The following is a 19350-nucleotide window of genomic DNA, read 5'->3' on the forward strand; positions in this document are numbered from 1 at the left end:
CTGTGACGCCTGAACACCCCACGACGACCGGTCCGCAGGACCTCGCCCTCGATCCGCCCCCCGGCTGCCCCGCGCACGGCAGCGGCCCCGGCGGACTGCACCGGCTCTACGGCCCCGGCGCGAGGGACCTCGACGCCCTCTACGAGCAACTCCGGGAAGAGCACGGCCCGGTGGCGCCCGTGCTCCTCCACGACGACGTACCGATCTGGGTGGTCCTCGGCCACGCCGAGAACCTGCACATGGTGCGCTCGCCCTCGCAGTTCACCCGGGACAGCCGTATCTGGACCCCGCTGCTGGAGGGCTCGGTCAAGCCCGACCACCCGCTGATGCCGCACATCGCCTGGCAGCCGATCTGCTCCCACGCCGAGGGCGACGAGCACAAGCGGCTGCGCGGCGCCGTCACCGCGGCCATGGCCACCATCGACGACCGCAGCCTGCGCCGGTACATCTACCGATCCAGCCAGCACCTGGTCAACCGCTTCTGCGAGGAGGGCCGGGCCGATCTGGTCCGCCAGTTCGCCGAGCACCTGCCGATGGCCGTGATGTGCCACGTCCTCGGTATGCCCGAGGAGTACGACGACCGGATGGTCCACGCCGCCCGCGACGCGCTCAAGGGCACCGAGACGGCGATCGCCAGCCACTCCTACGTCATGGCGGCCCTGAGCCGGCTCACCGCCCGACGCCGCGCCCAGCCCGACGAGGACTTCGCCGGCCACCTCGTCTCCCACCCGGCGGGACTGAGTGACGACGAGGTCCGCGAACACCTGCGCCTCGTGCTCTTCGCCGCCTACGAGGCCACGGTCAACCTGCTGTCCAACGCCCTGCGCATGGTCCTCACCGACCCGCGGTTCGTCGCCCGGCTCAACGGCGGGCAGATGACGGTGCCGGAGGCGGTCGAGCAGTCCCTGTGGGACGAGCCGCCGTTCAGCACGATCCTCGGCTACTTCGCCAAGCAGGACACGGAGTTGGGCGGTCAGCGCATCCGCAAGGGCGACGGTCTCCTCTTCGCGCCCGCGCCGGGCAACATCGACCCGCGGGTGCGCCCCGACCTGACCGCCAACATGCAGGGCAACCGCTCCCACCTCGCCTTCGGCGGCGGTCCGCACGAGTGCCCCGGTCAGGACATCGGCCGCGCCGTCGCCGACGTCGGCGTCGACGCGCTGCTGATGCGGCTGCCGGACATCCAGCTCGACTGCGACGAGGAGGACCTGCGCTGGACGACGTCGATCGCCTCGCGGCACCTCGTGGCGCTGCCGGTCCGGTTCGAACCGAGGGCCCAGCAGGACATCATCGCCAAGCCGAGCCACGGCCTGGTGCCGCCACCGGGGCCGGCCATGCCGATCACCCTGGAGTCCAGGCCGACGTCGACCACTCCCGCACCGGCCGCTCCCGGAGCGACCACTGCGGCACTGGTCGCTCCCGCACCGGCCGCTTTCGGATCGGCCCCTGGCGCGTCGGCCGCCCCCGGACCCACCGCTGCCGCGCCGCCCGCCACCGGGCCCCGGCCGCCGGTCACGCCCCGCCCCGGGCCCGCCCCGGCTCCGGGACCGACGCGCCGACCGAACGCCTGGCGCCGCTTCCTGGCCTGGTGCCGCGGCTACTGACCGCCGTCCCAGCCGTCGTACGACGACCAGGCGGCCAGTGTCCGACCGCTGAGCAGCCGGTGGGCCGCGCCCGTGACCGGGTCGGTGAACTCCAGCTCCCGCGCCAGCAGTTGCAGCGGGCGCCGAAAGTCACCGGCCGGTCCGGGGGCGGTCACCTCGGGATAGAGGGGGTCGCCGAGGATCGGGATGCCGAGCGCGGACATGTGGACGCGCAGCTGGTGGGTCTGCCCCGTCTGCGGTGTCAGCCGGTAACGAGCCCGCCCGTCCGCCCGGTGCTCGAGCAACTCGACCCGGCTGACGGCGTTCGGCTCGCCCGGCACCTCGCGGGCGGTCAGCGTCCCGCGCTCCTTCACGATCCGGCTGCGCACCGTCACCGGCAGGGCCAGCGACGGATCGTACGGGGCGACGGCCTCGTACACCTTGCGCACCCGCCGGTCGCGGAACAGGGTCTGGTAGGCGCCGCGTTCCTCGGGACGCACGGTGAACAGCACCAGTCCGGCGGTGAGGCGGTCGAGGCGGTGGGCGGCGCCGAGCGCGGGCAGGTCCAGCTCGCGCCGCAGCCGGGCCAGCGCGGTCTCGGTGACATGGCTGCCGCGCGGGGTGGTGGCGAGGAAGTGCGGTTTGTCGGCGACGACGATGTGGTCGTCGCGGTACACGATCTCCAGGGGGAACGGCACCGGTTCCTCGGCCGGCAGGTCACGGTGGAACCACACGAACATCCCCGGCACGTACGCCGTGTCCGGTGCGACCGCACGTCCGTCGGCCCCGACGATCCGCCCCGCCGCGAACATTCCCTCGACGATCCCGGCCCGCGCCGCGCCGAACCGCTCCACGAGATGCTCCCGCACGGTCGCCCACTGCCCGTCACCCGGCAGCCGTACCCGCACCGCGTCGACCCCGTCACGCTGGGGGAGGGGGGAGGGCGGGGGAGGGGTACGGCGTCTCATCGGGGTCAAGGGTACGGCGGGGTGGTCATGGGGACGGCGACTGCGGTCAGGGGGTCGCCGGGATCGGGGGGGGCTCGGTGGCGTGGTCAGGGGGACGACGCCGGGATCGGTAGGGCGCGGTGACCGTGGGCAGGGGACGCCGGACTCGGTCAAGGGCTCGGCCGGCGGGGGCAGTCGGGACACGGCGACCCGGTCATGGTGCGGTGACCGTCGGAAAGGACCACGGTGACGTGAAAACCCGTTGGGTGCCCCGGGCCCGGTTGGCAGGATGCCGATCATGCCTTTCCTCACGCGTCCCGTTCTGTCCGTCGGCACCCTCTCCCGCACTCCGCAGCCCGTGCTCCCCACCGGTGACGGCCTGGTCCTGCGCGCCTGGCGGTCCGAGGACGCGCCCGCCGTCCACGCGGCTTTCCAGGACCCGCTGATGCACCAGTGGCACATCCGGACCGCCGACTCCGAGGAGGAGGTCACCGGCTGGATCGAGGAGTGGCGGGCCGCCTGGGCGGGGGAGCGCGGCGCCCAGTGGGCGGTCGCGGACGCGGAGACCGACGTGCTGCTGGGACGGGTGGCGCTGCGCGAGATCCGGCTCGGTGACGGCGTGGCCGAGGTCGCCTACTGGACGACGGCGGCGGCCCGCGGCCGGGGCGTGGCCGCCCGCGCCACGGCCGCCCTCGCCCACTGGGCCCTCGACGAGATCGGTTTCCACCGCCTGGAGTTGATGCACGCCCTGGCCAACGAGGCCTCCTGCCGCGTCGCCACCAAGACCGGGTTCGCCCTGGAGGGCACCAAGCGCAGCGCCCTGCTGCACAGGGACGGCTGGCACGACATGCATCTGCACGCGCGCGTGCAGGGCGACTGAGGGCGCCCCGGACGGCCGCCGATGGCACCGGTCGGAGGGGAACACAGGGCGACGCCGACGCAGGGCGGCAGCGGGGCCGAGACCGCGGGGGCGCCCGAGCCGGACCCCGCGACGCGCGCGGTCGTGCCGCGGGCCTCGTGGGCCGTCGCCCCGGCCCCCGCGGCCGACGGACGCGTCCGCGACGTCGGCGTCCCGGAGAGGAGCCCTGTCGCAGCCCCGTGACGCGACGAGGCGGCCCGCGCCACGAATGCGGGCCGCTTTCGCGGAGGCCGGGCGGGGTCGTCGGTCAGGCGGCGGGTGCCGTCCCCTCCTGCTCCGCCTCCACGCGCGCGTTCCACTCCCGCTTGGAGGCCTGCCAGCCGTCCTCGTTGTGGCCGAGCCGCCAGTAGCCGGAGATCGACAGGTCCTCGCGCGGGATCTGCAGTTCGACACGGAGCATTCGGCGCAGGTCCTTCACGGTCGTGGCCTCGCCGTGCACGAACGCGTGCAGACGGCCCTCGGGGAACCGCAGCGCGCGGACGGCCTCGACCAGCCTCTCGCCGACGGGCCGGTCACCGCGGTGCAGCCAGACGACCTCCACATCGGAGTCGATCTTCTGCTCCTCCTCGGGGCCGGCCACCTCGATGAAGGCGTGGGCCACGGCACCGGCGGGCAGCGACTCCAGCGCTGCCGCGATCGCGGGCAGGGCGCTCTCGTCACCGGCCAGCAGGTGCCAGTCGGCGGAGGTGTCCGGGGCGTAGGCGCCGCCGGGCCCCATGAAGCGGACGGTCTCGCCCGGCTGGACGCGCGCCGCCCAGGGCCCGGCCAGGCCCTCGTCGCCGTGGAGGACGAAGTCCACGGTCAGCTCACGGTGTTCGGGGTCCCAGTGGCGCACGGTGTAGGTCCGGGTCGCGGGCCACTGCTCGCGCGGGAACTCGGCACGGACGCGTTCCAGGTCGAAGGGCTCCGGGTAGGTCACGCCCTCGGGACCGAACAGCAGCTTCACATAGTGGTCGGTGCAGCCGCCGACGGCGAAGTCGGCCAGGCCCTCGCCGCCGAGGACCACGCGCTGCATGTGCGGGGTGAGCCGTTCGGTGCGGACGACCTGCGCGGAATGGGGCTTCCGCGGCTTCCGTGCCGGACGTTCTGCCATGACGGCCTCCCAAGCCTCTTTGGTTAGGTTTACCTAAGTTAGCATTCCCTCCCCCCTGTCATGCCCCCCGATCCCGTTTATGCGGCGAGAGTGTGCGTCAACCGTTGCAGCGACCCGCCGAGCCCCCAGCGTCGCGCCAGCGCCTCCAGGGTCTCGGGCTCCCTCGGCGTGCGCGGAAGCGTGGTGTCCACCTCGGGCAGCGGCACGTCGTCGGCGACCCGGACCACCTTCGGCGCGACGGCGAGGTACGGCCGTGCCTCGGTGAGCCGCTTGCGCTGCGTCGGCGTGAGCTTCGCCCGCGGGTCGTCGACCGCCGCCAGGATCCCGGCCAGGTCGCCGAACTCGGCCAGCAGCTTGGCCGCGGTCTTCTCCCCGATGCCGGCCACGCCCGGGAGTCCGTCGCTCGGGTCGCCGCGCAGCAGCGCGAGATCCGCGTACCCGCGGCCGTCGACCCCATACTTCTGCCGCAGCCAGGCCTCGTCGGTGAGCTGGAGCGTGCCGACGCCCTTCAGCGGGTACAGCACCCGCACCCCCCGCGCGTCGTCCACCAGCTGGTACAGGTCGCGGTCGCCGGTGACGATGTCCACCGGGCCCCCCGCCCGCGCGGTGAACGTGCCGATCACGTCGTCCGCCTCGTACCCGGCGACGCCCACGCGCGCGATGCCCAGGGCGTCCAGCACGGCCTCGATGACCGGTACCTGGGGCGAGAGGGTGTCCGGGACCTCCTCCTCGTCCGGGCCCGTCGCGTGCTCCTCGGCGACACGGTGCGCCTTGTAGGTGGGGATCAGGTCGACCCGCCACCGCGGCCGCCAGTCGGCGTCCATGCACGCGACCAGCTCGTCGGGCCGGTGGTCCCTGACCAGGCGGTCGATGAAGTCGAGCAGCCCCCGCACGGCGTTCACCGGTGTGCCGTCCGGCGCCTTCACGGAGTCCGGGACGCCGAAGTAGGCGCGGAAGTAGAGCGAGGCGGTGTCGAGGAGCATCAGTCGTCCGGTCACGCAGGCATCATGCCGCACCGCCGCCCCCGTGAGGCGCCGGTGTTCACTCCCGCCCATCCGTGGAGGCCCTGTGAACTGGCCCACTCGTGTGTTTGCCCCGCTTCGGCCCGGGCAGGCGCCGCGTCGGAGCGGTGTCGGTTGCACGTTCAACTGTTAGCGATCCTCAGGGGCCTGTCGGCTTCCCCGCGAACTGTCACGGCCCCCGGTGCCTCTCCGTCCCTGCCCCCGAGAAGAGAAGGTATGTGTGTCCTCCAGGCTTGAGGCGGAACACCTGTACAAGGTGTTCGGCAGACGACCGGACGAGGCAGTCGAACGGCTCCGCGGCGGAGCCGACCGGGAGGAGCTGCGCGCCGACGGCACCACCGCCGCCGTGATCGACGCCTCCTTCACCGTGGACCCGGGCCAGATCTTCGTCGTCATGGGCCTGTCCGGCTCCGGCAAGTCCACCCTCCTGCGCATGCTCAACGGACTGCTCGAGCCCACGTCGGGACGCGTCCTCTTCGACGGCCAGGACCTGACCGCGCTCACCGAGCGTGAGCTGCGCGAGGTCCGCGCGAAGAAGATCAGCATGGTCTTCCAGCACTTCGCGCTCTTCCCGCACCGCAGCGTCCTCGACAACGCCGCCTACGGCCTCGCCGTCCAGGGCGTCCCGCGGGCCGAGCGCGAGCAGCGCGCGGCCGAGGCGCTGCGGCTGTGCGGCCTGGCCGGCTGGGAGAAGTCCTGGCCGGACGAGCTGTCCGGCGGTATGCAGCAGCGCGTGGGCCTCGCCCGCGCCCTCGCCACCGACGCCGACCTGCTCCTGATGGACGAGTCCTTCAGCGCGCTGGACCCGCTGATCCGCCGTGACATGCAGGACCAGCTCCTCACGCTCCAGCAGACGCTGAAGAAGACGATCGTCTTCATCACCCACGACCTCAACGAGGCCATGCGCCTGGGCGACCGCATCGCCGTCATGCGTGACGGCCGCATCGTGCAGACCGGCACCGCCGAGGACATCCTGGTCAGGCCGGCCAACGACTACGTGGCCTCCTTCATCCAGGACGTCGACCGCTCCCGCGTGCTGACCGCCTCCGCCGTCATGGACACCGACGTCAGCGGCGACGAGGCCGACTGCGGCTGCGCGACGGCGACCCCCGGCACCCCGTTCACCGACCTGTGCGCGCTCAGCGCCCGGGTGCCGCACCCGGTCGCCGTGCTCGACGCCGGCCGCACCCTCGTCGGCGTCGTCCCCCGGCGGCGCCTGGTCGGCTTCCTCGGCGACGAGCGGGCCGAGGAGGCCCGCTGCGCCAGTCAGCGCACCGACGGGAAGGAGGTGGCCCGTGCCTAGGCTGCACCTCGGCGACTGGGTCGACTCCGGCGTCGACTGGCTCGTCACCCACATGTCCTGGCTCTTCGACGCGGTCAAGGCGGTCGTCGAAGGCATGTACGACGGCATCGACACCGTCCTCACCGCCCCCGAGCCCCTGCTGCTCGCGGGCATCCTCGCGGTGCTCGCCTGGTGGCTGCGCGGCCTGGCCGCGGGCGTCCTCGCCTTCGCCGGGTTCGCCCTCATCGACTCCCTCGCTTTGTGGGAGGAGGCGATGTCCACCCTGTCCCTGGTGCTCGTCGCCACGGTGATCGCCCTGGTGGTCTCCGTCCCGCTGGGCATCTGGGCCGCCCGCTCCCGGGCCGTCAGCGCGGCCGTGCGGCCCGTCCTGGACCTGCTCCAGACGATGCCGTCGATGGTCCTGCTGATCCCGGCCATCCTGTTCTTCGGCATGGGCGTGCCCGCCGGTGTCGTGGCGACCCTGATCTTCGCCCTCGCGCCCGGCGTCCGCATGACCGAACTCGGCATCCGCCAGGTCGACGCCGAGCTCGTCGAAGCGGCCGAGGCGTTCGGTACGACACCCCGCGACACCCTGCTGAGGGTCCAGCTGCCGCTCGCCCTGCCGACGATCATGGCGGGCGTCAACCAGGTCATCATGCTCGGCCTGTCGATGGTCGTCATCGCCGGCATGGTCGGCACCGGCGGCCTGGGCGGCGCCGTCAACGAGGCCATCGGCCAGCTCGACATCGGCCTCGGCTTCGAGGCGGGCCTCGGCATCGTCGTCCTCGCCATCTACCTGGACCGCATGACCGGTGCCCTCGGCACCCGCATCTCCCCGCTCGGCCGCCGCGCCGCCGCCAAGGCCCGCACGACCGTGTGGACGTACCGCCCCCGTGCGGCCGTGGCCGTGGTCGGCGTGGTCGTCCTCGCCCTCGTCGCCGGCGGCAGGGGTGTCCTCGGCTCGAACCCCGGCACCGCCGAGGCCTCCGCCACGGACGTCGGCAAGGGCGAGGAGATCACCATCGGCTACATCCCCTGGGACGAGGGCATCGCCTCCACCTACCTCTGGAAGGAACTGCTAGAGGAACGCGGCTTCGAGGTGAAGACCACCCAGTACGCCGCCGGTCCCCTCTACACGGGCCTGGCCACCGGCCAGGTCGACTTCCAGACCGACTCCTGGCTGCCCACCACTCACGCGGAGTACTGGAAGAAGTACGGCGAGCAGCTCGACGACCTCGGCCAGTGGTACGGCCCCACCTCCCTGGAGCTCACCGTCCCCTCGTACATGAAGGACGTGAACTCCCTCGCGGACCTGAAGGGCAAGTCCGCCGCGTTCGGCGGGAGGATCACCGGCATCGAGCCGAGCGCCGGGATGATGGGCCTGCTCAAGGACAAGGTCCTCCGGCAGTACGGCCTCGACGGCACCTACAAGGTCGTGGACGGCTCCACCCCGGCGATGCTGGCCGAACTCAAGCGGGCGTACGCCAAGAAGGAGCCGATCGTCGTCACCCTCTGGTCGCCGCACTGGGCGTACAGCGAGTACGGCCTGAAGAAGCTGAAGGACCCCGAGGGCGCCTGGGGCAAGGGCGACGGCGTGCACACCCTGGCCCGCAAGGGCTTCGCCGCCGACCACCCCGAGGTCGGCAAGTGGCTCGAGGACTTCTCGATGACCGAGGGCCAGCTGACCGGCCTGGAGGCGCGGATCCAGAAGGCAGGCAAGGGCAAGGAGCAGGACGCCGTCCGCACCTGGCTGAAGGACAACCCCGGCCTGGTCGACAGGTGGGTACCGGTGGCCGGAGCGGGGGAGAAGAGCAGGGCGGCCGGGTGACCTGACAGCCCCGCGACCGTCCGGCGAGGGGCGGGCACCGTCGTACGTCTCCGACACGTACGACGGGGCCCGCCCCTCGCGCCGTCGTCCCACGCAAGGATCCGGCCAACCACGCAGCGCTACGTCCACGCCCGGACCCGGCCGGTGGCCGTCTGCCGCCGCCGGCCGTGCGACCAGCCGCGATCGCGACCCGGGACGAACGGGAACACGACGGTCCGCCCGCGCATTGAACGGAGGAACACGAGCGCGCCGCCCCCGCCCCGTGATCCCCTGGGGATGATCGACTGGCGCGAACTGTGAGGTCCCGCGTGACGCCGTGTGTCCTCGATGTGACGGGCACATGAAACGGTTTGCCGAACATGCGTAGGGTGCAGAGAAGTCATCAGAGAACGTGTGCCCGCTGCGGGGCACTCGGGTAGTCGGGGCGACGAGCGGAGGAGGGAGCCGGAGCGATGGGCGACCACAAAGAACAGCCCCTCCGGGTGGGCGCGGCCGTCCGGCGGCGGCGCCGGTCCCTGGAGCTCACTCTCGCCGTCGTGGCCGAGCGCAGTGGCCTGTCGGTGCCGTTCCTGAGCCAGATCGAGAACGACCGGGCCCGGCCCAGCACCAGCTCCCTGGAGAAGGTGGCCGACGCCCTGCGCACCACCGCCGTCGAACTCCTCGCCGCCGCCGACCCGGCGTGCAGCGTCGACGTCGTCCGCGCCGAGCTCGTCGAAGCCGGGCCGGAGCCGCGGTCCCGCTCCCTCGTGCGCGGCCACCACCAGATGCACGCCTCGGAGTTCACCGGCGACCACGAGGCCGGCCGGGAGTTCCAGTACCGCAACGACCAGTTGATGTACGTGGCCGACGGCGCCGTGGAGATCGAGGCCGAGGGCCGCGCCTACCGTCTCGGCCGGGGCGACACCCTGTACCTCACCGGCGGGGTGCGCCACCGCTGGCGGGCCACCGTCCCGGACACCCGGATAGTCGTCGTCGCCGTCGCGGAGCACATCGAAGCCGTCCGGAACCGCAGACGGTAGTGCGGGTCGTCTCGCTGGTGCCGTCGCTCACGGAAGCGGTGGCCGTGTCCGTGCCCGGCGCCCTGGTCGGCGCCACCGACTGGTGCAGCCACCCGGCTGACCTCGACGTCACCCGTGTGGGCGGCACCAAGAACCCGAAGACCGACCGGATCGTCGCCCTCGCCCCCGACCTGGTCGTCGCCAACGAGGAGGAGAACCGGGAATCCGACCTGGCGGCCCTGCGCGCGGCCGGCGTCGGGGTGCTGGTGACCGAGGTGCGGGACGTTCCGCAGGCCTTCGGGGAACTGGCGCGGGTGCTTCGGGCGTGCGGGGCGCGCTCGCGTCCGCGCTGGCTGGACGAGGCGGAGGCGGCATGGGCGGCGCCGGAGCCCTTCGAACCCCGGCGGACGGCGGTCGTCCCGATCTGGCGCCGACCCTGGATGGTGCTCGGCCGGGACACCTTCGCGGGCGACGTCCTGGCCCGCCTCGGCGTCGACCACGTCCACGCCACGCACGAGGACCGTTACCCGAGGATCCCGTCGGCCGAGCTGCGGGCGGCCGCCCCCGACCTGGTCGTCCTGCCCGACGAGCCCTACCGCTTCACCCCCGACGACGGCCCGGAGGTCTTCCCCGGTCTGCCCTGCGCGCTGGTCAGCGGACGGCACCTGACGTGGTATGGCCCGTCGCTCGCCGAGGCGCCGCGGGTGCTGGCCGGGGAGCTGCGAGCAGCGCGCCGCTGACCAGCCCGCGCACGGTGTGCGCGGCGGCGACGGTCCAGGCGGCGACGAGGACGACGTACAGCCCGCCCGCGAGCACCTCGTAGGCGACGAGGCCCGTGTGCCGGGCCAGGGCGGCGGCGCCGGTCACACAGGTGCCGACCGGGAAGGTGAACGCCCACCAGGTCATCGCGAAGCCCATCCCGCGCCGGCGGGCCCGCACCACGTGCGCGGTGGCCAGACACAGCCACAGCAGCGCGAACCCCATGACGGGCACGCCGTAGAGGACGGCGAGGACCGCGAAGCCGCGGCTGTCCGGCGCGGGCACGACCCCCGGGGCGATCTCCGCGAACGTCCCGACCGCGGTGGTGGACTGCCCGAGCGGTCCCAGGACGAGGAAGAGGGTCGGCGTCAGCGGCAGGGGCAGCGGCCCGCCGGCGACCAGCCGGCCGAAGACGACCGGCAGCATCACGAGCGTGGCCAGCAGACTCAGCCCGAACAGCGCGACACACGCGAGGAGCAGCGTCTCCCGCGGCTGCCCGGCCGGCAGGTGCGGGACGAGCAGCGGTCCCCACGCGGCCGACACCATCGGCGCCACGAGCGGCAGCAGCCACACGGGCGTCGCCTGCCCCGGCCCGACGCGGTGGCGTACGGCCATAAGGTACGGCACCGCCACGGCGCCCGCGAGCGCGACGGCCGTACCGGCGGTGAACAGCACGGCGTCGAGGGCGACGGCGGCCCCGGTGCCGATCCAGTCGCGGCCCGCGGTGAGCGCACCGCCCCCGACGGCGACCAGGGCCATGGCGAGGCAGCCGTAGAAGGGGACCGTCGCCGGGTCGAGGAGGTGGGCGCGGGCCTGGTCGCGGTGGTGGCGCCAGTGCAGGGCACGGGCGGTGAGGAGGGCCGCCAGCAGGACGAGGGAGAGGGCCCAGACGGCTGTGCAGGCCGGGCGCAGCCCCGGGACGGGCAGCGCGCGGCCCGCCGTGGCCACGGCGGCCGTGCCCATGACCGTGGCGTACCAGTTCGGACCGAGGTGGCGGACGGTGATCATGAACCCCACGGTCGCGCCCGCGCACGCCCGCGACCAGGGAGTTTGAGTCTATGGGGGCATAAACTGGTCTTATGGCCAGTGGGGAGACAGAGACATCCGCCGGTGAGGGGGCACGTTCGCCCGGCGCGGCGGGCTCGATCGCGCACCGGGTCCCGGACCTCGGCGCGCTGGAACTGCTGCTGGCGGTGGCACGGCTCGGCAGCCTCGGCGGGGCGGCGCGCGAGATGGGGATCACCCAGCCCGCGGCCAGCAGCCGGATCCGCTCGATGGAACGCCAGCTGGGGGTGGCGCTCGTCGACCGGTCGCCGCGCGGCTCCCGGCTCACCGACGCCGGGGCGCTGGTCACGGACTGGGCGCGACGGATCGTCGAGGCGGCCCAGGCGTTCGACGCGGGCGCGCAGGCACTGCGGGACCGGCGGGACTCGCGCCTGCGGGTCGCGGCGAGCATGACCATCGCCGAGTACCTGCTGCCCGGCTGGCTGCTCGCGCTGCGCGCGGAGCGGCCGGACACCGCGGTGTCGCTGCTCGCGGGCAACTCCGCGGCCGTGGCGGAGCGGCTGCTGTCCGGGGAGGCGGACCTCGGCTTCGTGGAGGGCCTGACCGTGCCCTCCGGGCTGGACTCGACGGTCATCGCCCACGACCACCTGATCGTCGTCGCCGCGCCCGCTCATCCGTGGGGTCGGCGGCGCCGTCCGCTGTCCGCAGGGGAACTGGCGTCGACACCGTTGATCCTGCGGGAGAAGGGTTCGGGGACGCGGCAGGTTCTGGACGCGGCGCTGGGCGGTCTGGCCCGGCCGCTGATCGAACTGTCCTCGACGACGGCGGTGAAGGCAGCGGCGGTGAGCGGGGCGGGGCCGGCGGTGCTGAGCGAGCTCGCGGTGGGGGAGGAGCTGGCCATGCGGCGCCTGGTGAGGGTGCCGGTGGAGGGGGTGCTGCTCGCCCGGGACCTGCGGGCGGTGTGGCCGACGGGGCATCGGCCCACGGGTCCGGCGCGGGAGCTGTTGTCGTTGACGCGGGGGTAGGCCCGGGACTCCGCCCGTCGCAGAGCAGCGGTCGGCCCTTCGTGACGACGGTCCGCTTCGGCCGGCGGGGCGCGGTCAGGCGGAGGCGATGGCCGCACCGGTCGCGATCGAGAGCTTCGCGGCTCGCAGGAGTTGCAGGCGGACGGAGGACTCGACACCGTAACGCCGCCGTCCCTCGCCGGCCGGCTCCTCGGCGTCGGTGGCTCGAGGAGGAGGCCGAGGCCGCGGCCCGGCACCTCGGCGAGCACATAATCGGTTGCCTCTCGGCGACGGTGGTGGATGCAATGTCCGGCATGATCGCCCAGATGTGCCCGCCGCGGCGGGATGAGACGCACGCGCACTGCCAGGGCACACCGCGACCGCATCGTCACACGGGGGACGCCGGCGCATGAACACGCCACCCTCCGCACCCGGAGCGGAACGGGCCGACGGATCATCCGTGCGGATCGGCACTCTCGTTCCGCTGACTCGGCCCGGCTGGACCGAGGCGGGCCGACACCTGCTCGCCGGGCTCGAGCTGGCGGTGCGTGACGTCAATGCCGCCGGCGGGATCGCCGGAAGACCACTCGAGCTGGTGGTCCGGGACACCGCGGCCGACCCGCGGAGGGCCGTGGCGGCCGTGGACGAACTGGCCCGTCTGGGCGTGGCCGCCTTGGCGGGGGAGTATCACAGCGTGGTCGCTCGTGCCGCTGCAGCCCGGGCCGACGCCCTCGGCCTGCCGTTCCTCTGCTCGTCCGCGGTGCTCGACGCGCTCACCGAGGAGCCGGCGGAATGGGTCGCGCGCCTCTCCCCGCCGCAGTCCCGCGGCTGGCGGATCTTCGCGGACTTCCTCCTCGGCGCGGGCCACCGTCGCATCGCCGTAGCAGCCCAGTCGAGTCTCTACTGGGCGAGGGGGACCCGCATCCTGCGGGACCACCTCGCTCGGCACGGCGGCACCGTGACCGCACTCGACATGCGCGCGCTCACGCCCACGGCCGCGTGCGACGAGCTCGTCGGCCATCGCGCGACAGCCCTCCTTCTGCTGGCCGGCCACCCGGAGCCGGCCGTGTCGATCGTCAGGTCCGTCCGCCGCGACCAGCGCCTCGCCGACGTCATGATCGGCGCTCCGGCCGGGCAACCGGAGTTCGCCTCATGGGCGACGTCGCTGGGCGACGCCGGCGCCGCGATCCCGTTCCTGCGCTACCTGCCCGAGCGTCTCGGCCCACTCGGCGCACGCGTCGGGACGGTCCTCCGCGAGCGGCTGGCCGAAGCGCCCTCCTTCGTCGCCTTCGAGGGCTACGACACGGTCGTCGTCCTCGCCGAGGTGCTGCGTGCTCAGGGCGGGGACCGGGCGCGCACCGCCGCAGCCTGGCCGCGCGTCGCCGTCGAAGGCACCCGCGGGCAGATCCGCTTCACCCGCACGCCGGGCATCGGCGTCTGGCAATGGGCTCGGACGCCGGTCCAGGTCGTCGACCGGGATCCGGCGGCACCCGATCGCTTCCGGATCCTTCACACCGGCTGATGCCTCGTCCGCACGCGCCGGACGGGCCGGCCGCGGCGCACCGCGTGAGGAACAGCCCCCGGGGACACGCGCCGGGTGGACGCGCACCCCGCCGCGGACCGTGGTGCGCCGGGCGGCGAGGCCCGGGCAAACGGCACACGGAGCCGTCGGACGGGTGTGCCGGCGGCGTCTCGTCCGACCGGATCACCCGCGCCGGCGCGTCCCGCGTCACCTCCTCCGTCAGCGCCCCGCGGCCCGCACCAGCCCCCGCATCACCCGCAGGTCCTCGTCCATCTCCGGATGCCACTGGACGCCCAGCACCCACCCTCCGGCACCGGAGGACGCCAGTTCCACGGCCTCCACCGTCCCGTCCGCCGCGTGCGCCGACGGGATCAGGCCGGCGCCGAGGCGGTCCACCGCCTGGTGGTGGAAGGTCGGCACGGACATCTCCTCCGGCACGAGATCGGCGTACAGCGTGCCCGGGACCGGCTTCACGGGGTGCCGGCCGAAGACGCCGACGATCTCCGCGTGCCCGTCGAGGTGCTGCACGAGCGTCCCGCCGAGGGCCACGTTCAGCAGCTGCATGCCCCGGCAGATGCCCAGCAGGGGGATGCCGGCCGTCAGCGCCGCGTCGGCCAGGGCGAGCTCCCACGCGTCCCGCTCCCGCGCCGGCGGCCCCGTGCGGGGGTCGCGCTCGGCGCCGTAGCGGACCGGCTCCACGTCCGGACCGCCCGCGATCACCAGGCCGTCCAGCCGCGCCACGGTCGCCGCCGCGTGCTCGGGCGCGTCCGGCGGGAGCATCGCGGCCAGTCCGCCCGCCCGCTGCACGAGCCGTGGGTATCCGACGGGCAGCAGGGCCGCGTCCAGCTCCCACACCCCCCAGCGCGCCCCGGTCTCCACATACGTGGTGACGCCGATCAGCGGCCGGCCCGTCCCGCTCACCATGCTGCGCTCTCCCACCCCTCGAATGGACTCCAGCCGAACCATTGAACACGCCCGCCGGTCACGCCAGGAACCCCCTGAGCAGCGCCGCCGTCCCCGCGCAGTGCTCCCGCATCATCTCCCGCGCCCCGTCCGCGTCCCCGTCGAGCACCGCCTCCACCAGGGCCGCGTGCTGGCGCTGCGAGTGCTCCAGGTTGCGCACCAGCAGCGGGATGCAGTCCAGGAGGTCGTTCACCGTCGCCCGGACCGCCGCGTACTGCGCCGTCAGCGACGGCGAGCCGCACAGCTCGGCCAGGGTGAGGTGGAGCAGGGTGTCCCGGCGGCGGTAGTCGGTCAGGGGGGCGTCCTGGGTGCGGGCCAGGGCCTCGCGCAGCCGCCCGGCCTGCTCCCCGGTGAGGCCGTGGGCCGCGCACAGGCCCGCGGCGCCCACCTCGAGCACCTCCCGGAAGCGCAGGACGTCCTCGATGTCGGTCTCGGCGATCCGCCGCCGCAGCTCGTCCTCGCCGCCCACGTCCGTGCGCGGCAGCACGAACGTTCCGCCGTACCGGCCCCGGCGGGACTCCACCAGCCCCTGGTCCTGGAGGACCTTCAGCACCTCGCGCAGCGTCACCCGGCTGATCCCCAGCCGCTCCGCCAGCTCCCGCTCGGCCGGCAGCCGCTCCCCGCCCGGCACCAGGCCCAGCCGGACGACCTGGAGGATCTGCTCAAGCGCCTCCTCGAAACCGTTCCCCGCCCGCACCGGCCGCAGCACCGGCGTCAGCCGGTCGTCCGCACCGCCGTCAGCCTCCACCGACATCTGGCCGCGCCCCCTTCCCAAACAATGGTTCTCAGCAATACCTTATGGCTCCCGGCCGTCGAACGAAGCAGCAGAAGCCGAGGAAGCCTTAAGGAGGCCCTCCCGTGGCAGACCGCACACCCCCGCTCGCCGTCGAGGAACTGCACGCCCTCGTGGCGGGCGGTGAGGTCGACACTGTCGTCCTGGCCTTCCCGGACATGCAAGGGCGTCTGCAGGGCAAGCGGTTCGCCGCCCGCTTCTTCCTCGACGAGGTCCTCCACCACGGCACCGAGGGCTGCAACTACCTCCTCGCCGTCGACACGGAGATGAACACCGTCGACGGATACGCCATGTCCTCGTGGGATCGGGGATACGGCGACTTCGCCATGCGCCCCGACCTCGCCACCCTGCGCCGCGTGCCCTGGCACCCCGGCACCGCCCTGCTCATCGCCGACCTCGCCTGGGAGGACGGCTCCCCGGTCGCCGCCGCGCCCCGCCAGATCCTCCGCCGCCAGCTGGAACGCCTCGCCGCGCTCGGCTACACCGCCCAGGTCGGCACCGAGCTGGAGTTCATCGTCTTCAAGGACACGTACGAGCAGGCCTGGGACGCGAACTACCGCGGCCTCACCCCGGTCAACCAGTACAACATCGACTACTCCATCCTCGGCACCGGCCGCGTCGAACCCCTGCTGCGCCGCATCCGCAACGACATGGCCGGCGCCGGCCTCACCGTCGAGTCCGCCAAGGGGGAGTGCAACCCCGGCCAGCACGAGATCGTCTTCCGCTACGACGAGGCCCTGGTCACCTGCGACCAGCACGCGATCTACAAGACCGGCGCCAAGGAGATCGCCGCCCAGGAGGGCGTCTCCCTCACCTTCATGGCGAAGTACAACGAGCGCGAGGGCAACTCCTGCCACATCCACCTCTCCCTCGCGGACGCGGACGGCCACAACGCGATGGCCGGGCCGGACGGGATGTCCGACGTCATGCGGCACTTCCTCGCCGGACAACTGGCGGCCCTACGTGACTTCTCCCTCCTGTACGCCCCCCACATCAACTCCTACAAGCGGTTCCAGCCGGGCTCCTTCGCCCCCACCGCCGTCGCCTGGGGCCACGACAACCGCACCTGCGCTCTGCGCGTCGTCGGCCACGGCCGCTCCCTGCGCTTCGAGAACCGGCTGCCCGGCGGCGACGTCAACCCGCACCTCGCGGTCGCCGGGCTGGTGGCCGCCGGCCTGTACGGCATCGAGCGCGAACTCGAGCTGCCCGATCCCTGCCCGGGCAACGCCTACACCGCCGACCACGCGCACGTCCCGACCACCCTGCGCGAGGCCGCCGACCTGTGGGAGAGCAGCCCGATCGCCCGGACCGCCTTCGGCGACGAGGTCGTCGCGCACTACCGCAACATGGCACGCGTCGAGCTGGAGGCCTTCGACGCCGCGGTCACCGACTGGGAGCTGCGCCGCTCCTTCGAACGCATGTGAAAGGGCATCCCTTGTCCGACGCGCACCAGACCGACTCCCCGCAGCCCGACCCGCACGAGCTGACCGTCCTCAACCCGGCCACGGAGGAGGTCGTCGCCACCGTCCCCGCCGCCGACCCCGCCGACGTGGACCGCGCCGTCGCCCGCGCGAGCGCCGCCCAGGCGGCCTGGGCGGCCGTCGCCCCCGCCGACCGGGCCCGCCTGCTGCGCCGCTTCGCCGACGTCGTCGACCGCCAGGTCGAGGAACTGGCACTCCTCGAGGTCCGCGAGGCCGGCCACCTTTTGGGCAACGCCCGCTGGGAGGCCGGCAACGCCCGCGACCTGCTGCTGTACGCGGCGGGCGGTGTCGAACGCCTCACCGGCCGCCAGATCCCCGTCCCCGGCGGCTGGGACGTCACCTTCCACGAGCCCCTCGGCGTCGTCGGGGTGATCGCCCCCTGGAACTTCCCGATGCCCATCGCCGCCTGGGGCTCCTTCCCCGCCCTCGCCGCGGGCAACGCCGTCGTCCTCAAGCCCGCCGAAACCACCCCGCTCACCGCGCTCCGCCTGGCCGAACTGGCCCTGGAGGCGGGCCTGCCCGAGCACCTCTTCCAGGTCCTGCCCGGCCACGGCCACATCGCCGGGCGCGCCCTGGTCGACCACCCGGGCGTCGCGAAGATCGTGTTCACCGGGTCCACCCGCACCGGCCGCGAGGTCATGGAGCGCTGCGCCCGGCACGTCAAGCCCGTCACCCTCGAACTCGGCGGCAAGAGCCCCAACGTCGTCTTCGCCGACGCCGACCTCAAGGCAGCCGTCGACCCCTTCTCGTTCCTCGACAACTCCGGCCAGGACTGCTGTGCCCGCACCCGGATCCTGGTCCAGGAGTCGGTGTACGACGAGGTCGCCGACCTCCTGGCCCGCGAGCTGTCCGCCGTCGTGGTCGGCGACCCGGCCGACGAGGCCACCCGGATGGGTCCGCTGATCTCCCGTCAGCAGGTGGATCGCGTACGGTCGTTCGTGCCGGACGACGCCCCCGCCCTGCGCGGCAGCGCACCCGACGGGCCCGGCTTCTGGTTCCCGCCGACCGTGCTCACCGGGGAGCGGTCCGATTCCGCCGCGGCCCGCGAGGAGATCTTCGGCCCCGTCGCCGTGCTGCTGCCGTTCACCGACGAGCAGGACGCGATCCGCCTCGCCAACGACACCCCGTACGGCCTCTCCGGCTCCGTCTGGACCCGGGACGTCGGCCGCGCCCTGCGCGTCGCGCAGGCCGTGCGCGCGGGCAACCTGTCCGTCAACTCCCACTCCAGCGTCCGCTACTGGACCCCGTTCGGCGGCTTCAAGCAGTCCGGCGTCGGCCGGGAACTGGGCCCGGACGCCCTGACCGCCTTCACCGAGACCAAGAACGTCTTCATCAGCACGGAGGGCCCCGCACAGTGACCGAAGAGATCATCTGCCGCCGGCTCGTCGGCCGTACCGCCGTCGTCACCGGGGCCGGCAGCGGCATCGGCCTCGCCGCCGCCCGCCGCCTCGCCTCCGAGGGCGCCCACGTCGTCTGCGGCGACGTCGACGAGACCCGCGGCAAGGCGGCCGCCGAGGAGGTCGGCGGCACCTTCGTGAAGGTCGACGTGACCGACCCCGAGCAGGTCGAAACCCTGTTCAAGACGGCGTACGACACCTACGGCAGCGTCGACATCGCCTTCAACAACGCCGGCATCTCCCCGCCCGACGACGACTCCATCCTGGAGACCGGCCTCGAGGCCTGGAAGCGCGTCCAGGAGGTCAACCTCACCTCCGTCTACCTGTGCTGCAAGGCCGCCATCCCCTACATGCGGCGCCAGGGCAAGGGCTCCATCATCAACACGGCCTCCTTCGTGGCCCGGATGGGCGCGGCCACCTCGCAGATCTCGTACACGGCGTCCAAGGGCGGTGTGCTGGCCATGTCCCGCGAGCTGGGCGTGCAGTTCGCCCGGGAGGGCATCCGGGTCAACGCGCTCTGTCCCGGACCGGTCAACACCCCGCTGCTCCAGGAGCTGTTCGCCAAGGACCCGGAGCGGGCGGCCCGCCGTCTCGTCCACATCCCGCTCGGCCGGTTCGCCGAGGCCGAGGAGATCGCCGCCGCCGTCGCCTTCCTCGCCAGCGACGACTCCTCCTTCGTCAACGCCACCGACTTCCTGGTGGACGGCGGGATTTCGGGCGCCTACGTCACGCCCCTGTAGCCCCCGCCCTACAG

17 protein-coding genes are annotated in these 19350 nt (G+C 73.4%); 11 read left to right on the plus strand and 6 right to left on the minus strand.

Features of this window, described 5'->3' with window-relative positions; genetic code table 11:
* Positions 1 to 2 precede the first annotated feature (2 nt).
* Complete coding sequence (locus ACIBBD_RS20880; RefSeq protein WP_399420941.1) at positions 3 to 1604, plus strand: cytochrome P450; 1602 nt, start codon at positions 3 to 5, stop codon at positions 1602 to 1604.
* On the opposite strand, the gene ACIBBD_RS20885 is transcribed toward ACIBBD_RS20880, so the two are convergent.
* Complete coding sequence (locus tag ACIBBD_RS20885; RefSeq protein WP_399420942.1) at positions 1598 to 2551, minus strand: RluA family pseudouridine synthase; 954 nt, start codon at positions 2549 to 2551, stop codon at positions 1598 to 1600. The genes ACIBBD_RS20880 and ACIBBD_RS20885 overlap by 7 nt on opposite strands.
* Positions 2552 to 2828: 277 nt before the next feature.
* On the opposite strand from ACIBBD_RS20885, the gene ACIBBD_RS20890 reads away from it, so the two are divergent.
* Complete coding sequence (locus ACIBBD_RS20890) at positions 2829 to 3410, plus strand: GNAT family N-acetyltransferase (protein ID WP_399420943.1); 582 nt, start codon at positions 2829 to 2831, stop codon at positions 3408 to 3410.
* Positions 3411 to 3696: 286 nt separating this feature from the next.
* On the opposite strand, the gene ACIBBD_RS20895 is transcribed toward ACIBBD_RS20890, so the two are convergent.
* Together ACIBBD_RS20895 and ACIBBD_RS20900 are read right to left on the minus strand one after the other, a co-directional pair.
* Positions 3697 to 4542 (minus strand): siderophore-interacting protein, encoded by an 846-nt coding sequence (locus ACIBBD_RS20895; RefSeq protein WP_399420944.1) that lies wholly within the window; start codon positions 4540 to 4542, stop codon positions 3697 to 3699.
* A gap of 77 nt (positions 4543 to 4619) precedes the next feature.
* A complete protein-coding gene (locus ACIBBD_RS20900) occupies positions 4620 to 5540 on the minus strand; it encodes a 5'-3' exonuclease H3TH domain-containing protein (protein ID WP_399420945.1) in 921 nt (306 codons plus the stop codon).
* 244 nt (positions 5541 to 5784) lie between these two features.
* On the opposite strand from ACIBBD_RS20900, the gene ACIBBD_RS20905 reads away from it, so the two are divergent.
* From ACIBBD_RS20905 to ACIBBD_RS20920, 4 genes are all read left to right on the plus strand, one after another.
* Positions 5785 to 6867 (plus strand): glycine betaine/L-proline ABC transporter ATP-binding protein, encoded by a 1083-nt coding sequence (locus ACIBBD_RS20905; RefSeq protein WP_399420946.1) that lies wholly within the window; start codon positions 5785 to 5787, stop codon positions 6865 to 6867.
* Complete coding sequence (locus ACIBBD_RS20910; RefSeq protein WP_399420947.1) at positions 6860 to 8674, plus strand: ABC transporter permease/substrate binding protein; 1815 nt, start codon at positions 6860 to 6862, stop codon at positions 8672 to 8674. Before ACIBBD_RS20905 ends, ACIBBD_RS20910 begins: the two co-directional genes overlap by 8 nt.
* A gap of 452 nt (positions 8675 to 9126) precedes the next feature.
* Entirely contained in the window at positions 9127 to 9693 is a 567-nt protein-coding gene (locus ACIBBD_RS20915) for a helix-turn-helix domain-containing protein (protein ID WP_399420948.1), read from the plus strand.
* Complete coding sequence (locus tag ACIBBD_RS20920; protein ID WP_399420949.1) at positions 9693 to 10412, plus strand: helical backbone metal receptor; 720 nt, start codon at positions 9693 to 9695, stop codon at positions 10410 to 10412. The genes ACIBBD_RS20915 and ACIBBD_RS20920 overlap by 1 nt, the downstream gene beginning before the upstream one ends.
* Here the strand turns inward: ACIBBD_RS20920 and ACIBBD_RS20925 are convergent.
* Entirely contained in the window at positions 10324 to 11439 is a 1116-nt protein-coding gene (locus tag ACIBBD_RS20925; protein ID WP_399420950.1) for a TDT family transporter, read from the minus strand. The two genes, ACIBBD_RS20920 and ACIBBD_RS20925, sit on opposite strands and share 89 nt — an antisense overlap.
* A 71-nt stretch (positions 11440 to 11510) precedes the next feature.
* Here ACIBBD_RS20925 and ACIBBD_RS20930 point away from each other — a divergent pair, with 71 nt between their 5' ends.
* Together ACIBBD_RS20930 and ACIBBD_RS20935 are read left to right on the plus strand one after the other, a co-directional pair.
* Entirely contained in the window at positions 11511 to 12461 is a 951-nt protein-coding gene (locus ACIBBD_RS20930) for a LysR family transcriptional regulator (RefSeq protein WP_399420951.1), read from the plus strand.
* A 388-nt stretch (positions 12462 to 12849) separates the two neighbouring features.
* Positions 12850 to 13962, plus strand: a complete 1113-nt coding sequence (locus ACIBBD_RS20935; protein ID WP_399420952.1) for an ABC transporter substrate-binding protein — start codon at positions 12850 to 12852, stop codon at positions 13960 to 13962.
* A 219-nt stretch (positions 13963 to 14181) separates the two neighbouring features.
* On the opposite strand, the gene ACIBBD_RS20940 is transcribed toward ACIBBD_RS20935, so the two are convergent.
* Both ACIBBD_RS20940 and ACIBBD_RS20945 read right to left on the minus strand, forming a co-directional pair.
* The gene (locus tag ACIBBD_RS20940) at positions 14182 to 14886 is read right to left on the minus strand and encodes a gamma-glutamyl-gamma-aminobutyrate hydrolase family protein (protein ID WP_399420953.1); all 705 of its coding nucleotides are present in this window, start codon (positions 14884 to 14886) and stop codon (positions 14182 to 14184) included.
* A 58-nt stretch (positions 14887 to 14944) separates the two neighbouring features.
* Positions 14945 to 15679, minus strand: a complete 735-nt coding sequence (locus tag ACIBBD_RS20945; protein WP_399420954.1) for a FadR/GntR family transcriptional regulator — start codon at positions 15677 to 15679, stop codon at positions 14945 to 14947.
* Positions 15680 to 15783: 104 nt separating this feature from the next.
* On the opposite strand from ACIBBD_RS20945, the gene ACIBBD_RS20950 reads away from it, so the two are divergent.
* The 3 genes from ACIBBD_RS20950 to ACIBBD_RS20960 are packed head-to-tail and all read left to right on the plus strand — an operon-like array spanning position 15784 to position 19336.
* Entirely contained in the window at positions 15784 to 17142 is a 1359-nt protein-coding gene (locus ACIBBD_RS20950) for a glutamine synthetase family protein (RefSeq protein WP_399420955.1), read from the plus strand.
* An 11-nt stretch (positions 17143 to 17153) separates the two neighbouring features.
* Entirely contained in the window at positions 17154 to 18557 is a 1404-nt protein-coding gene (locus tag ACIBBD_RS20955; protein WP_399420956.1) for an aldehyde dehydrogenase family protein, read from the plus strand.
* Positions 18554 to 19336, plus strand: a complete 783-nt coding sequence (locus ACIBBD_RS20960; RefSeq protein WP_399420957.1) for a 3-oxoacyl-ACP reductase — start codon at positions 18554 to 18556, stop codon at positions 19334 to 19336. The genes ACIBBD_RS20955 and ACIBBD_RS20960 overlap by 4 nt, the downstream gene beginning before the upstream one ends.
* Positions 19337 to 19350: the final 14 nt, after the last annotated feature.

It is taken from the genome of Streptomyces sp. NPDC051315, from assembly GCF_044455165.1.
Lineage (GTDB): Bacteria > Actinomycetota > Actinomycetes > Streptomycetales > Streptomycetaceae > Streptomyces.